Origin of the sequence: Alteraurantiacibacter aquimixticola (assembly GCF_004965515.1) — a bacterium.
Classification (GTDB): Bacteria; Pseudomonadota; Alphaproteobacteria; order Sphingomonadales; family Sphingomonadaceae; genus Alteraurantiacibacter; species Alteraurantiacibacter aquimixticola.
In genome coordinates, this window is record NZ_SSHH01000002.1 from 620,752 (window position 1) to 635,989 (window position 15,238).

Here is a 15,238-nt window from a genome sequence, read left to right on the forward strand (position 1 = left end):
TCACTGATCAAGGAATTTCCAAATCTTTTGCGAGACATCGCCACGCGAGCAGTGCCTAGACCCCTTCCAAGACCCTCGTCGCGCTGACGCTCTGGCTTTTCCTAGTGTTGATCCACGCCAAAGGGATCAGAAGTGACTGCCAACGCAGTCTGCAAAGAGCGAACAAGACGCTCCTCGCTCATGGCTTGCAAAGTCCGCCCTGATTCCGTGCCGTCAACAAGACTATCGCCCCATGCCTAAACTCATCGCGTTTTGTTGCTGGAGGAAGAGGTCGCGATCAGCGGCCTGCTCCTTGATCCGCTTCAATTGTCTCGGATCGATCAAGGATGGATCGATTTGGTGTTGCCGGAGCGCCTTCCTAAGCATCCAAGCGCGCTGATCTCGCATAGCCTTATGACGCGAAATTTCGCGCGATGAACTGGCTTCAAGCTTGGCCAAGTGCAGGGTTTCCTCAGCTTCACGCCATTCTTTCAGCACCTGCGGTTCTTTGGGCACCAATTGGTCCTGCTGAGAAGCGGCCCCTCGGGTGGGGGACGTCATATTTGTCACAACTGGTGTAGAGACAGCCGCTGCCGACTTCTCCGGCATGGTCTCTCGCGCTGCCAACTGCGCCGACCCTGACGCGAAAGAGCGTTCGGCCCGTTCTATTGTTCGAGCAGTGGCTTCACACTGCACCGCCTTTGCCAAGCGATTGGCCACCAAGACGCGTTCGTCTGCCTGGCGTGAATCAAGGTGTTCGAGGAATTCGGCGGATTTCTCCACAAGCTGGGCGGAGCGAACAATTTCATTGTCACGGCCATGGCCTGGTTGGGCCTCAAACGCCTTCAGGCGCTTACTATTCCTTTCGTGGATCAGTAGCGCCCTGGATGCAGCGCGCTCCATTTCCTGCAGGATCAGGAAAGCCGTCTTGCGATGATAAGCTGCCTCGACGAGACAACTTTCCAGCTTTTCACAGTCCTCGCTTTTTTCGGCTGCGTTGGCATCCTTGCCAACAAACTTTCTGACTCGATCGGAACAAATCTCGAGGGCACTTCGATAGTCAGCTTCAGCCTGAGCCTGTATTGCGAGCCACTGTTTGCGCTCGTTGGCAATGCCCAGTGCGGTGGCTTCTCCATTGGTTTCCGCCGCGTTCTGAGCAGATCCGAGATGCTCCTGGGGATCTGCTGTTATCCCGATCCTTTGAAAGGTGTCAGGACTGACCCTTCGCGTACGTCCGGCAAGCGCGAGATGGTTGTTCGTTACCTCTGCCAACTTCTTGCGGAGCGTTTTGGGCCAAATGCGAGTTCGCGACACCACTGCGACCTTTTTTCGGCGGAGCGGAAAGGAAGTTCGACCGCGTCTACCTGGCTTAGCGAGCGCTACGGTGAAGTCCCACATTCCTGGTCTGAGTGATGCGGTATCGAACCCTTCCCTCTTCAGCCGCTGAATATCGTTCTGATCGATCCTTCGGCAGGGCCGATCGTAATATATGAAGTGGGCATGCCAATTGGCGCTGTGATTGTGGTGATCCGGCTCATGCATCACGGCGACAAACGGAATGTCTTTTCCCTCAAACTCCTTTGCGAAATCCCGAACCAGTGCGAACCTCTGCCTGGCAGTGAGTTCTGCAGGCAATTCAAACTCGATGCGGTATTGCGTGCGTCCACCTCGCCCGTCGGCAAACTTCGCCATTGGGAAGTTAGCGCTAGCGTTCTGCTCTTTGGTTCTTGGACCGACCCAGCCTTCCTGACCGGAGAGGAACGCCCGAACCTTTTTCCCATTTCCGATCTGGAACGGAGCTTCCTTATCCCGATCAGGTCCTAGGATTTTCTCTTTCAACTCTCTCGGGCAATTCGGGTCGCTTGCGACCTGCGACCAGAACTCAGGATGATCCGCGAACCGCATGCTCATCTTGTCGGGAGTAGGGTTTCTCTCGTGTTGTTCGACAAGCGACCAGAACTCGGCGCGAGCATCGTCGTCAGGGTCGATATTCGTGAGAAGAGCGCGATTGCCGTCGGTTTGCATCGCAACCGCAGAAGAGCGGATCACATAGCGATCCTGCTCAACAACCTTTGGTACGGTTGAAGCAGCCTGCAGTACGAACGCGTCATCAACGGCAGTGTGCTCTTGTGACGGCACTACGTCACTTGCGATGTCCGCCACAGCGCATTCGCGTTCGATATAACGGGCGTGACCGCGCGCTGCGCCAGGCTTGTTGCGGACGCCGTCGCGGCAAGTGTCGAAGGTAACTTTGGCTATGGCTTTGTGTGCGAAATGAAATGTCGTGACACCCTCAGCATTTGAAAAGCGATAACTCCGCGCAGCGGGGATATTGAAGCGAGGCACTTTGCTTGCTGCATTGGCCTGCGCATTCGCACTGTTAGATCGCCGCGAGTGTCGTCCCGCTTTGCTCGACGTTCTGGAAATATCATCAAGGATGCCATCCTTGATGAGCTTTATTCTGATACGGGAAGCCTCGAAATCGTCGCGGCTCTCCATCTGTCGATTGGTCGGCATCGTTACCTCCGTACGACATTCTAGATTGGCCTGCCGGATTGGCACAAATTGCGGTTTGATCGGTGTTTTCAGGGATTTTATGCAAATCCAACCGTCGGGAATTCGGGTGAGGCCGAGAGTCAAATTCATGCTTCGCGTCTTGGGAGTTAAGGGTAGCGCGGGCGGAACAGGGTTCGTTTGGATCCCTTAGTTTGGTCGCTGCGCTCAAGCTCGAAGAAGCAAGCTAACCTGGCCCTCGCCAGGTTAGCGGTATTGCGCCTGAAAACACTATATTTCCACTGTTTGAGGGTTAGTCTTGGTAATGCTAATATCGCTTGGTGAGCGGTTGTCCTGAGCTGCATTGTCAATGTGCTGGCGTTGTACCGCAAATGTTTTCCCAATGCGGATGCAAAAAGGGGGCCGGTCGACTTACAGTCGACCGGCCCCCTCCTACCAATTTAACCAAATCAGCTTGCAGCCCTTGTTAGCTCATCGGCAACCTTCCGCAGTCCAGCAGGATGCCAACCGTGCTCGTCGATAGACGCAAGAATGCGCGTTTTCGTTACGTTCGACTCCAAGGCATCGTCCGTTGCCGAGGTAAGACTATTGATACTGTAGGCCAACGGAGACGGGGGAGGAGGAAGACTCTTTAAACGGGTTAGTGCAGGCTCGAACATCCCTTTCAAGGCGGGCTCCTCTGCAAAGTCGCGCATCCATGCAGCGATGCAATGCGCTGCCAAGCGATAGTTTTGTGAAGGAGCAAGAACGGCCTCCGACATTGAGCTGTCACGACCACGCAGATACGCGATAAACCCTGGCTGAAGATAGCCCAACTGAGCCGCGTTAGTTCTATAGAACCGCTCGTCAAACTGTCTTGTGTTGTTGCGATCATTGCGGATGAAGACCTTCTCGAAGCCATCAATTTTTGCCGCGAGGTTAAGGATCGCGTCTGCTGCACCAAGCTTGAGAGGGGTGATGGGCAGAAGAGCCAGCGCGTTATAGCCAGCGGACACGAACCCATCCCTCAGAGCCGGTATCAGCTCAACGATTTCTCGCTGGCTAGCGAGGCTGTTCGCTCCCAAATCAAGGATGACATTCTGTTCCCTGCAGGCGTCGAGAATGTTCGGAGCTGTGATAGCTCCTACACCCCATCCAACGCTCCGTGCTGAGCTGTCTGAAACTCTTGCCGCGCCGTTCCCAGCATCAGCATCAAGCAACGATACACGTTCGCCGGACAACTGGAAGAGCGCCTTGATCACTTCCGCGATGAGCGTCTTGCCCTCACCGCCCGCATTGCTGACTATGAGGATGAAATAGAGTTTCTGTGCTGCGTTCATTGCTCCTCTCCCCTCAGAAGTCGCTTTGGAAGCGATCGTCAACGAACTGCCCCCGCTCTGGAGTAACTGGTGACGGGACACCCTGGTTCGATTCAATCGACACCGCTGTTTCGGCTACCTCAGGCGAGTTCTCGTCTAGGTACCTCACGGCATTCCGGAAGCTTGAATACCCCTTGCCAACTTCCTTCCCGTCAACCTTGAGCTGGCGAAAGATTGCATTTAGCGAAACTCCGGCCGCTCTCGCTGCCTGAATGTCAGACCATTCCTCCGAGACTACATTTCGAACTGGACACCGTTTGGCGCTCAGCGCCTGTGCTTTTTGGACAAAATCCATTTGCCGTAACTCCTACACCGCGTTGGGGGTGCATCCAGTGTCGCGACATTGCGATCACAATGCCTTTTGGGATGCGCATAGATGAATACCCAAAATTCGAAATTGCTCGACGCACTTCGGATTTTATGTACTATTGATTTGTCGCCATGAGGAGGATGCAGAGATGACACATGTCAAACGTAGGTCGTAAGACCAACGCATCACGTGCTGCATCAGCAGACGCGGCGAGGCGCGCGCTGGAGGCTGAATACCCATTGCTCGCCGACGCAACATCCGCACTTAGGACTGAGAGACCCACCCTAGAAAAGTTGTCGGCAATTATCGGGCGGGCGTTGGCAGAAATAGAGGCGCATGGGCAAGCGCCAACAAAGGCGTCAGCGCCGAATTCCCCACTCCCACAACGCCAATTCGAAGCCGCAAACAAGCTAGCGAGCTTATCGGCCGTACGGGAAGGTATGCAGGAAATCAGCGATCTTGTGCTTGAGGAACTGCGCAAGCTCGAGATTCAGGTAGAGCGGGCAAAAACAGATCTACTGCTGGTTACCTTGGAGCGAGAACCGATCGAGCAATACAAAGAGGAACTGCTCCGCAAATTTGAATTGGCGGGTCTCACTGGTGCGATGGCCAGAAACATCAGCGTCAAAAAGATCAGACGGCTGATGGGCTCTGCCTCGTTCAACTCAGGCGATTCTGCTAAGCAAAAAGCAAGCTTGGCTCCTTCGGACGGTCTTCCGAACAAGCATAATCCATGGACAACGATTTTAGTCTCAACACCTGAGTTCGAAATCAAAGCGATGCAGTTTGTAGAAACAGGTGAGACGAAGAAAGACTTCGACCAATGCAACTTGCCTCCCTCACCAGATCTTGCAGCGTTCGGATATGAGGAACTCTACGACGAATTTGTTGGCGCTAGGACAGCAAAGGAAAAAGCGGATGCGTGCTGGAACATTTGCCATCGCTGGCTCATCGAAAATCGATACGCGCAGATTGACAACATTATGCGCAAGCGCGCCTGGCTGCTGTGTTTTGGACTAGCATACGGATTTGCGAGGGACATCGGTGATTTACACAAAGTGAAGCTGCCATCTCCTCGATCAGCCAACGAGTTCCTTGTCGCGGAACGCGTAAATTAGGTCGCTCGAGAAGCAGAAGACACATAAGTGCAGACTTCACGTTCGATATCTCGCATTGGGACGTGCCACTGTGGATGCAAGGACATTGGTGACCGCCAACCCTTCCTCCTTGTATGTCCTCTGGGTCTTCTTGCGGTTGAGCATCACCTCTTGCGAATGGTGCAAGCGCGGCGCGGCCTCCTCAGACTAGCTGGAAGAATTGCGAGCGGCGCTGCCTGTAGGTGCGTTGTGACTTCTGGCACCTCTGCGACTGCTTTGCGAAGTTCTGTCAAGCGAGCCGCTTTGGAATACCGCCCCCCGGTTTCCGACTGAATCCTATGCCCGACCAAGTCGGCGCGCACCTCTTCAAACACTGACTTCGCCTTGAGCTCATCGGTCAGAGTATGGCGAAAGGAATGCATCGCCTGACCAGGTTCAAGAAAGTCTAGATGGACAGCCAGCTTGGTCCACCACCTCTTGTAGAAGGCATCGCCCATTGAGCCTCTGCCGCTTTCCGACACAAGCTCCGGAAACATCAATGTCTCGCCTTCGTTCCGCAAGGCATCCGCATAACCCGGCAAGCCGAGGCGAACCAATTCAGGCGCCAAAGGGACAAGACGTTGGGAGGCCCTCGTCTTCAGCTTTCGAACGGAGTTATCACGAACGTTGAAATGCCACTCCCCGCCATCTTCCACTAGGTCAGCCAACTCCAGCCCGCAAATTTCCCCGCGTCGAAGTCCTGTGTACCAAGCTATGAGCGGCACGAAGTAGCAGGCATCATGAACAATTGAATTCCCAGACTCCATCCGTTTTCTCAGGGATTTCGAGCCTGTCCAGGGAGCAAGGGAAAAGAGTGATCGACCTTCCTGAACTGAATAACTGTCCCTCAGAGTTCGCGGATCACGATCATCATCAACGATGAAGGCCGAATAATCGAGATCTGCAATAGATTGATGTCTTTGGAACCAAGTGGTCAGCTGCCGAAGGAAGCCCCAGTGACGGTTCGTGGTCCCAATGCCAAGTCCTGTATCTGCGGACGAAAGCTCCCCCTTCTTCACCCGCGTCTCAGTTTCTGAAACAATCTCAAGGATGGTCATTCCACGCTGGCGCTCAGACTTTCTGAAACTCGGCCCGTGGAGGCGATTGAAACAATCGTTTAGGCGGACCAACTCCCCTTGAGTCACAGCCGCCAGCGGCCTGCCTTCCATGACCTGTCCGAGCAGCAGAGCTGGAAGCTTGAACTGGTCCCGTGTCTTGCTTGTCCAACTGGGACCATGTCTTCTGGCTTTGCCGTCTTCGCCGCCCGTACGGGGATTGAACTCAATGAACTTTAGCGCGGCTTCGGATGGAGTCATACTGCTCCAAGGTGAACAAACTCCCGATGTGGACGAAGCAGCTGTTTCCAATAGGGGCATTCGAACTTCAGCGGTAGCTGAAAGCCCATTGCTGAATTCCGCCACGGGCACTCTTGGGAAGGCCGCACCCGGATCTTCGAGATTGTCCCGATACTCGCGGACAGCTTCAACACGAGCTTGATGCACAACCTTCGTGGCCATCTGTAGAGCGAGCTTCGAAGGAGAGATGCCGAGCGACACTAGATGCTCCCGCGCCACTTCCTTGGCGTCATAAGCGGCGAACGGGTTTTCAAATTCTTCCCAAGTGACGATTTCGAGCGGCGGCTCTTGCGAGGAAGCTGGATCCGCAGGAGGAATGCGTACCACGAGGAGGTGGTCGATTTCCCCGTTTTTGGCTCGATCTAAACTGACGGCCTCACAGGCATCGAGCTTAAGGCGAAGTGCCTCCTCCGGCAACTCTTGCTGCTGATCGACGAGCTGGAGTTCGGCGTGCCCCATTTCCAACCGGTCTCGCTCACGCAACATTTGTCGCTTGAAGATTTCCGCGCGCTGGGAAGCGCTTAGGCCATCGCGTCCAATATTCTGCGTCATGCGCAACCGTATTGCCTCGCTTACGACACTCAGAGCCGGCGCCATGACTTTGGCACGAGCATGGATCATAGTCTTGAGCGAAAGACGTATGCGGAAAGGGTTATCGTTGCCTAAACGGATAACACGGCGAAAGTAGTAGGTCCCGTCCTTGCGACTGACATTTTGTATGCGGCTCATTCAACTGGCCCCCTTCATGATATCGGGCCGTGGTCAACACACAGCCCAGAGGGCAGAAATTCGTTCATTATCAATTAATTATAGGAAATCCAGGTGAGTATCCTGCCGCCCCAGCCAATCTGTTTCCTTTTTGCGTTTCGCTCGCCCATCCGGGCGAGCGTCCTCGGTGCTGCTCCCTCCGCTTCGCTGCGGGGCACCTGCGGGCGGCCTTCGGCCTTGCGAACCCTGTGGGTCTGTTGGCCTTCTCAATCAGCCTTGGCATCCATCCGCTTGTTGGCGAAGTAGAGGCCTGCCACGGTCACCACGCTCGCGCCCAGCACGGCCATGCCCGCACCCGCCGCGCCGTGCTCCGCGATCAGCCAGCCCAGCGCTGCCAGCGCCACGAGCGTCGGAACCAGCCGCAGCAGGAAATTGGTGATCGCCTTGCCCCTTGCGACCAGCAGCGCCTCCAGGCTTGCGCCGACCAGTTCGAAGGCGGCGGCTGCGGAGAGGAGGATCATCGGGGTGTAGGCGGGCTGGAAGTCCTCGCCCGCGATCACGCCGATCAGCCAGCGGCCCGCGACCAGCGCCAGCAGCACCGCGCCGATGCCGGTGATCAAGGCGATGCGGGTGATGCGCCCGGCGATCTGCTTCGCCAGTTCGGGCGAGCGGACCAGCTCCGGGTAGGTCGCTTTCAGCAGCGCCTGTGCGAGCTTGAGCAGCCCCTCGCCAATTTGCATGGCGACGCGGTAGATGCCCGCCAGTGCCGCGCCTCCCAACGCCCCGACCAGCAGCACCAGCAATTGCCGTGAGGCGATGACGACCATGGCGGAGAACGCCGTGCCGAAAACGAAGCTCCACGCCCTGTCTTCGCGCGCGGGGATGCGCGTCAGGCTGACATGCTTGAGGAACAGCGGCTGGGTCTGTCGCGCAAAGAGCCAGTAGAGCGCCGCCGTCGCCACTTCGGCCGCGGCCCACACGGCGAGGAATGCGATGATCGACGGGGCGATGGCAAACACCAGCACTGCGCCGATCACGCGAACGATGGAGGTGATCGAATCCGCCGTCGCCGCACGGGCATAGCGGTCGTGCAGGCGCAATATGCCGGTCGGCGTCGAGCGGATGGAGAGGAGCGAGATCACCGTCAGCGCGAATGTCGCCAGCCGCAATTCGCCGGGCAGCGGCAGCCAGTCTCCCGCAAAGGCGAGAATCAGCGCGGCGATCACCGTGCCCGCGATGATCGTCAGCCCGTCCAGCGCCAGCGCAAAGCCGGTTGCATCGGGCAGCTCCTCCTTGGTCTGCCCCCAGCGCACGATGCCCTGCCAGGTCTGGAAACTGGTAAAGCCGACCAGCGCCTGCGCGAAGGTGACGCAGAGAATGAACTGGCCGAAACCCGCCAGCCCCAGCGCCCGCGTCGCCAGCGCCAGGTAGACGAGGCTCAGCACCGCATTCACGCCGCGCGCACCCATCAGCCAGCCGGTATTGGTAAGGGCGCGCCGTATCATGCACCGCCACCTGCCCCAGAAAACGCGCAATTGCAAAAGCGCAGTGCTGCGGTAGGTCTAGGCGCGAGGAGAGGGAGATTATTGTGAGCGACAACAGCATCCGCCTGGCTTTCATCAAGCTCAATGTGGAGGACATGGAGGGCGCGCTGGCCTTCTGGCGCAGCGCCTTCGGCTTCGAAGTGCGCCAGACCTATGACGAGCCGACTTTCCTCGAGCATATCATGAACCTGCCCGACCAGCCGGAGGGGCCGAGCCTGATGCTGGTGAAGCCCAAGGCGGCAATGGACATGAGTGGGGGCGGCGGGCACGGCCCCATCGGTCTTACCTGCAGCGATATCGTCACCACGCTGGAAAGCGCGCTGGCAGCGGGCGGAACCAAGACGATGGACATCACCGAGGTAGCCCCCGGCATCCGCGTCTGCCTGCTCACTTCCCCGCAGGGGCATGAGATCGAGCTGGTGCAGGCGGGCGGCTGATCGCGGGATAATTCGGATCGTCGAGCACGCTGTTGACGAGGAAATCGGCCACAATGTCATAGCGCGCGTCGATGCCATGGTCCTTGCGGAAGAACAGCAGGCGCCAATCTTCCAGCGACACCAGCTGGATCACCTCTTCGCGCATCGAAGGCGGCAGGATCGCTTCAGAAAAGCTCGCCACGCCCAGCCCGCGTTCCAGCATGGCGGCCATCACGTCGTAATATTGCGTGTGGCCGATCACATTGCGCGGGCGGATGCCATGCAGCTCATAATTGCGCATCACCTCGCGTTCCTGTCGGCTGGTCGCCTTGGGGAGGATGAAGGGCAGCATGTTCAGCTCGTCCGGCGTCAGCGGCAAGGTCCGCCCGGCGGCATATTTGCGATGGCCGTAAACGCCGCCGCGCACCATCGCCAGTTCGCGGAATTCCTCATGCACCGGGAAATCGGCGCGCTGGTTGATCAAGGCGAAGTCGAAGGAGCCGCTTTCGACCGCGCGGATCAGCTGGCCGAAGGGCAATTGCGCTTCGAACTCCAGCTCCACATTGGGGTTCTGGGCGAAGAAGCTGTCCAGCTTGCGGCGGACATAGGCATCGAACATGCCCTGCCCCACCAGCACGCGGTATCGCTGCACCCGGCCGCCTTCAGACGGGTCGGCCACGCGGTGGCTGGCCAGCGCTTCGGCGGAGCGATTGAACTCGCGCACATCGTCGAGGAATGCGAGGCCTTCGGAACGCAAGGTGGGCCGCCGGCCCGGCTTGCGGTCGAATAGCGAGACGCCCAGCTGCTCCTCCAGCGTCTTGATCTGGTTGCTGACCGAAGCCTGTGAAATCCCCATCAATTCCGCCGTTCGGCGAAAGCTGCGCGTCGCGCTGAGGCTGGTGAACACTTCCAGCTGCCGCAAGGTGAATGGCAGGTTTGGCATTATGGGTCTTTCGCAAACCCATAACCTCACGTCAATATATTGTCATCACTTTGCCATGCATTGCTATCACGCGGCTTTGCGCGGCATTTCAGTCCCCGGGAGTATAAATGGGGAGGAATACCAAGCATGTCTCTTGGCAATAATCGCGCGCGCCGTCCGGTGCGCTTTTCGCGCAACCTGCTCGCCTGCGGGGCGAGCGCGATGGCGCTGGTTTTGGGCGCCGGCAGCGTCCAGGCACAGGACGCGGTCGAAATCAGCGACGATGAAGACGACCGCATCGTCATCACCGGTTCGCGCCTGGCGATCCCGTCCGGCATGGAAAGCGCCACGCCGGTGACCTCAATCGACGAGGCGGAGATCGACAATCTCGATCCGGGCACGCTGATCCAGGCGATGAACACGCTGCCGATCTTCATCAACAACGACACGCCGAACAGCAATGCCGGCTTCTTCGCCCGTTCGGGCACCGGCAACCTCAACCTACGCGGCCTGGGCGTAAACCGCACGCTGACGCTGCTCAACGGCCGCCGCGTGGCGCCGACCACCGCATTCGGCGGCGCCGACGTCAACCTGATCCCGTCAGCCATGCTGCGCGGCGTGGAGAACGTCACCGGCGGCGCATCGGCAGCCTATGGTACGGACGCGGTCGCAGGTGTGACCAACTTCCTGCTCGATACCAATTTCACCGGCCTCGAAGTGCAGCTGCAGGGCGGCATTACCGAACGCGGCGATGGCGAGAATTACGAAGCCAGCCTCGCCTATGGCACAAAGATCGGCAGCCGCGGACACTTCCTGGTCGCCGGCGAAGTGAACGGCATGGAGCCGATCTTCAACTATGAAGGCCGCGACTGGTACCAGGCCTTCGGTCCGATCGATACCGATGGAGATGGTCTGTTCGAAGCGGTCGCAGACGTGCGTTCGTCGCGCGTGAGCTTCGATGGCATCATCAGCGCGCCGGGCTTCTCGCTCAACGGATACCAGTTCGATCCCAGCGGCGGCTATGCCCCCTACCAGCTGGGCTCGGTCTCCAACGGCGCGGTGGGCGGCTTCGATGCCCGGACCTCGGGCGGCAGCGGTGACGACATCGGCTGCGGCGAGGTCTGCAATGTTTGGCCCGACACGGATCGCTACTCGATCTTCGCCTATGCCGATTACGAGCTGACCGACAATGTCACGGTCTTTGCGCAATATATGCGCGGCTACAGCCACCTGTATGAGAATGCGACGCCGCGCGGGTCCTTCGTGGGTTTCCCGACGACGCTGACGATCTTCCAGAGCAACGCCTTCCTGCCGGACGAAGTCCGCCAGGCGATGGTGGACGAAGGCATCGCCTCCTTCTCGCTGCGCCGCATGTGTTCGGTCGAGGACTGCGGCAACCTCTACTACGAGGAATGGAGCACGCAGAATATCGGCACCGCCGGTTTCGAAGCGGAAATCGACAATGGCGGCGGCTGGTTCGACGGCTGGCAGGTCGACGGTTATTACCAGTATGCCCATTCGAAGAAGAAGTGGGACCAGTTCGGCCTGCGCGTAGACCGCATCCACGCCGCCATCGACGCGGTGGATGAGGGCGAATTCAATGGCGGCGCGCCCAATGGCAACATCATCTGCCGCGTGACGGCAGCGGGCAGCACCGATTTCCCGGGCTGTACCCCGATCAACCTGTTCGGTCGCGGCAATGCCAGCGCGGCAGCGGTGGATTACGTAACCGGCATGGATCCGGGCCAGCAGATCACCACGCCGCTGTTCTTCGCCGACACCGGCTTCGACCTGGGTATCACCGATAGCTACACCTCGACCCCCGGCAAGCGCGCGATCACCACGTTCGAGCAGCATTTCGCCGAGCTGAGCTTTGCGGGTAATGTGTTCGACCTGCCGGCAGGCCCGCTGGCGGTGGCCTTCGGCGGTTCCTACCGCAAGGATTCGATCTACCAGGTCAATCGCGACCCGGCGAACCCGGCCTCCGATCACGAGGACGGCCATCCGGTCCTCTGTTCGGGTGAATCGCCCGGCCTGCGCGGCGTGCCCGGTAACGAGTGCGCCAATACGGTGGCGACCCAGTATTCGAAGGTCTCCAACATCCAGGGCGGCGCTGACGTGAAGGAACTCTTCGCCGAAACGCTGATCCCGGTCTTCGATACGAAGCGCGGCCAGCAGATGGGCATCAACCTCGCCGCACGCTGGGCCGATTATGAAGGCTCGGGCGAAATCTGGTCCTACAAGGGCAGCGTCGACCTCTCGCTGTTCGACGGCCTGCGCCTGCGCGGTACCTATTCGCGCGACGTTCGTGCCGCCAACCTCAACGAGCGGTTCAACAAGACCGGCGGCCTTGGCAATGTGGTCGATCCGCGCATCACCGATGCCGATATCGACGCCTGCGAGGCGGCCAACCCGGCCCCGACCAGCGTCAACTGCACCAACACTTACCAGGTGACGACCTTCTCGGGCGGCAACCCCAATGTGAACCCCGAAGAGGCCGATACCTTCACTGCGGGCTTCGTGTTCCAGCCGGAATTCTTACCCGGCTTCCAGCTGTCGCTCGACTGGTTCAAGGTCTCCATCGACGGCGCGATCGGCCAGGTCGGCCTCGCCGAAGTGGCCCGCCGTTGCTACGAGGATGCGGACCCGATCTTCTGCGGCCTCATCACGGAAAGCCCGTCGGACACCACTCCGGCTGGCGGCTATCCGCTGATCGTTCTCGCGGGCGACCAGTATGTGAACGTCGAACAGTCCAATGTCGAAGGCGTCGACCTCGAAATTGGCTACAATACCGACATCAACATCTTCGGCGGCGGGGAAGAGCGGCTGTCGATCCGCGGCTTCGCCACCTGGCTGCTCGAACGTTCGAACACCGGTGCGGCCACGGCGGGCAACGACTTCGACCCGACCGTGACGCGTTTCGACGGGTTCGGTTCCTTCCCGAAATTCCGCGCGACGGGCCTGGTCAATTACACCAATGGCCCGCTCAACGTGAACTTCTCGGGCCGGGTGATCGGCAGCAGTCAGGTCAACAACCTCGATATCACGCCGCTGCCGACCTATCCGCTGGCGGATAACGAGATCCCGGCGGTGTTCTACATGGACGCCCGCTTCAATTACGACTTCGAACTCGCCGGCTCCGATGCGCAGGTCTACCTGTCGGTCAACAATTTGTTCGACAAGGACCCGCCCGTGATCCCCGGCTACGGCTTCTTCACTGCAGCGGCGACGCAGACCAACACGGCGCTGCACGACGTGCTGGGCCGCCGCTACACGCTCGGCGTGCGGCTCAAGTGGTAGGAGGAAATATTGGACTGAACGGGGAGCGGAATATCCCTGTGTAGTCCGAAACGCTCCGTTGCACGGCATCCTCAGCCGTGCCACTTGGCAGGGCCGGTGTCCCACCACCAACGCGCCGGCCCTGCCCTTCGGTTTCCAAGACAAGGGATCGCTTTTCCGTGACTGACAAGAAGACTTTTACCGGGATCACCCGCCGCGACGCCATGGCTGGGGCACTGGGCACCGCCGCCATGGCCTTTGCCGTACCGGGACTGGCGCATACGCCCGGCCGCAAGCCCAACTTCCTGTTCATCATGGCCGACGATCTCGGCTATGCCGACCTGTCCTGTTACGGGCGGCGCGACTACACCACGCCGGTACTGGACAGCCTTGCCGCGCAGGGCATGAAGTTCACCCATGGCTATGCCAATTCGGCCGTATGCTCCTCCACTCGCGTGGGGCTGATCACCGGCCGTTACCAATATCGCCTGCCTGTCGGGCTGGAAGAGCCGCTGGAGAATCCCGACCTTGGGTTGGAGCCCGGCTTGCCCACCCTGCCCTCTCTGCTGAAAGCGCAGGGCTACCACACCGCTCTGGTCGGCAAGTGGCACCTCGGCCGCCTGCCCAATTTCGGCCCGCTCAAGAGCGGCTATGACGAATTCTGGGGCAATCGCGGCGGCGGGGTCGACTATTACACCCACCGCGTGGGCGGGAATGAGGACCTGTGGGACGGCGAAGTGCAGATCGAGGAAGTTGGCTATTACACGGACCTGCTTGCCGATCGCTCGATCCGTTACCTGGAAGACCGCGCGGCACAGCCGGACAAGCCCTGGCTCCTCTCACTGCATTTCACCGCGCCGCACTGGCCGTGGGAAGCCAATGACGCGCTGGGCCGCAGCGAAAGCGCGCGGCTGGCCGAATTGCCCTCAGGCAGCGATCTCGACATCGTGCATTTCGATGGCGGCACGCAGGAAACCTATGCCGGCATGGTCACCAGCATGGACATGAATATCGGCCGCATCCTCAATCGCGTGGCGGAGCTGGGGATGGAGCAGGACACGGTGGTCGTGTTCACCTCCGACAATGGCGGGGAGCGTTTCAGCGACACCTGGCCCTTCTCCGGCCGCAAGACCGAATTGCTGGAAGGCGGCATCCGCGTGCCCTTCATCGTCAAGTGGCCGGGCCTTACCGCGCCGGGATCGACGAGCGAGGCGCCTGCCATGTCGATGGACTTCCTGCCCACCTTCCTGGCGGCGGCGGGCGGTAGCGCGCCTTCGGCCACGCCGTTCGACGGGATCGACTTCCGTCCTGCCCTGGCTGGCCGCGCCATGCCCGAACGCACGCTGTTCTGGCGCTATTGGAACAAGGACCAGAAGGCCGTGCGGCGCGGGCGGCACAAATATCTCAAGATGGGCAGTAACGAGTTCCTGTTCGACGTGGTCGCCGACCCGCTCGAACGCGGCAATTTGAAGGACAGGATGCCCGAATTGTTCGCCGAGTTGAAGCAGGCGCATGCCGAATGGAATGCTGACATGCTGTTCGATCCCAATGCCCGCAGTTATGGTTTCGAACCGCGCATGTTCCCGGATCGCTACGACTGGAACGAATAGCAGTTCAGGACCGCTGCCATCACCCTCAAGGCTTGAAGGCAACCGGTCCACCCGGGCTTGGGAGGGGGAATCAGGCGGGTCGGGACAACCGGCCCGCCTGATTTTAT

The 15,238-nt window shown here is 59.3% G+C and carries 9 protein-coding genes; 4 read left to right on the top strand and 5 right to left on the bottom strand.

Annotated features, from left to right (window positions below; all coding sequences use genetic code 11):
• Positions 1–222: 222 nt before the first annotated feature.
• Positions 223–2,625, bottom strand: a complete 2,403-nt coding sequence (locus tag E5222_RS09515) for a MobA/MobL family protein (protein WP_136693517.1) — start codon at positions 2,623–2,625, stop codon at positions 223–225.
• A 317-nt stretch (positions 2,626–2,942) separates the two neighbouring features.
• Positions 2,943–3,812: a hypothetical protein gene (locus E5222_RS09520; RefSeq protein WP_136693518.1), complete on the bottom strand. Its 870-nt coding sequence runs from the start codon at positions 3,810–3,812 to the stop codon at positions 2,943–2,945.
• Between the two features lie 504 nt (positions 3,813–4,316).
• Between E5222_RS09520 and E5222_RS09525 the strand changes: the two genes are divergently transcribed.
• The gene (locus E5222_RS09525; protein ID WP_136693519.1) at positions 4,317–5,279 is read left to right on the top strand and encodes a hypothetical protein; all 963 of its coding nucleotides are present in this window, start codon (positions 4,317–4,319) and stop codon (positions 5,277–5,279) included.
• Positions 5,280–5,422: 143 nt separating this feature from the next.
• Here the strand turns inward: E5222_RS09525 and E5222_RS09530 are convergent, their stop codons facing one another.
• The gene (locus E5222_RS09530; protein ID WP_136693520.1) at positions 5,423–7,381 is read right to left on the bottom strand and encodes a site-specific integrase; all 1,959 of its coding nucleotides are present in this window, start codon (positions 7,379–7,381) and stop codon (positions 5,423–5,425) included.
• 245 nt (positions 7,382–7,626) lie between these two features.
• Positions 7,627–8,865 (bottom strand): lipopolysaccharide biosynthesis protein, encoded by a 1,239-nt coding sequence (locus E5222_RS09535; RefSeq protein ID WP_136693521.1) that lies wholly within the window; start codon positions 8,863–8,865, stop codon positions 7,627–7,629.
• A gap of 83 nt (positions 8,866–8,948) precedes the next feature.
• Here E5222_RS09535 and E5222_RS09540 point away from each other — a divergent pair, with 83 nt between their 5' ends.
• A complete protein-coding gene (locus E5222_RS09540; protein WP_136693522.1) occupies positions 8,949–9,341 on the top strand; it encodes a VOC family protein in 393 nt (130 codons plus the stop codon).
• Here E5222_RS09540 and E5222_RS09545 read toward each other — a convergent pair.
• Positions 9,292–10,263 (bottom strand): LysR family transcriptional regulator, encoded by a 972-nt coding sequence (locus E5222_RS09545; protein ID WP_136693523.1) that lies wholly within the window; start codon positions 10,261–10,263, stop codon positions 9,292–9,294. The genes E5222_RS09540 and E5222_RS09545 overlap by 50 nt on opposite strands.
• A 126-nt stretch (positions 10,264–10,389) precedes the next feature.
• Here E5222_RS09545 and E5222_RS09550 point away from each other — a divergent pair, with 126 nt between their 5' ends.
• Positions 10,390–13,542 carry a TonB-dependent receptor domain-containing protein gene (locus E5222_RS09550; RefSeq protein WP_136693524.1) on the top strand — a complete coding sequence of 1,051 codons (3,153 nt, stop codon included), beginning with the start codon at positions 10,390–10,392 and terminating at the stop codon, positions 13,540–13,542.
• Positions 13,543–13,700: 158 nt separating this feature from the next.
• Entirely contained in the window at positions 13,701–15,131 is a 1,431-nt protein-coding gene (locus tag E5222_RS09555) for a sulfatase-like hydrolase/transferase (RefSeq protein ID WP_246021657.1), read from the top strand.
• Positions 15,132–15,238 lie beyond the last annotated feature (107 nt).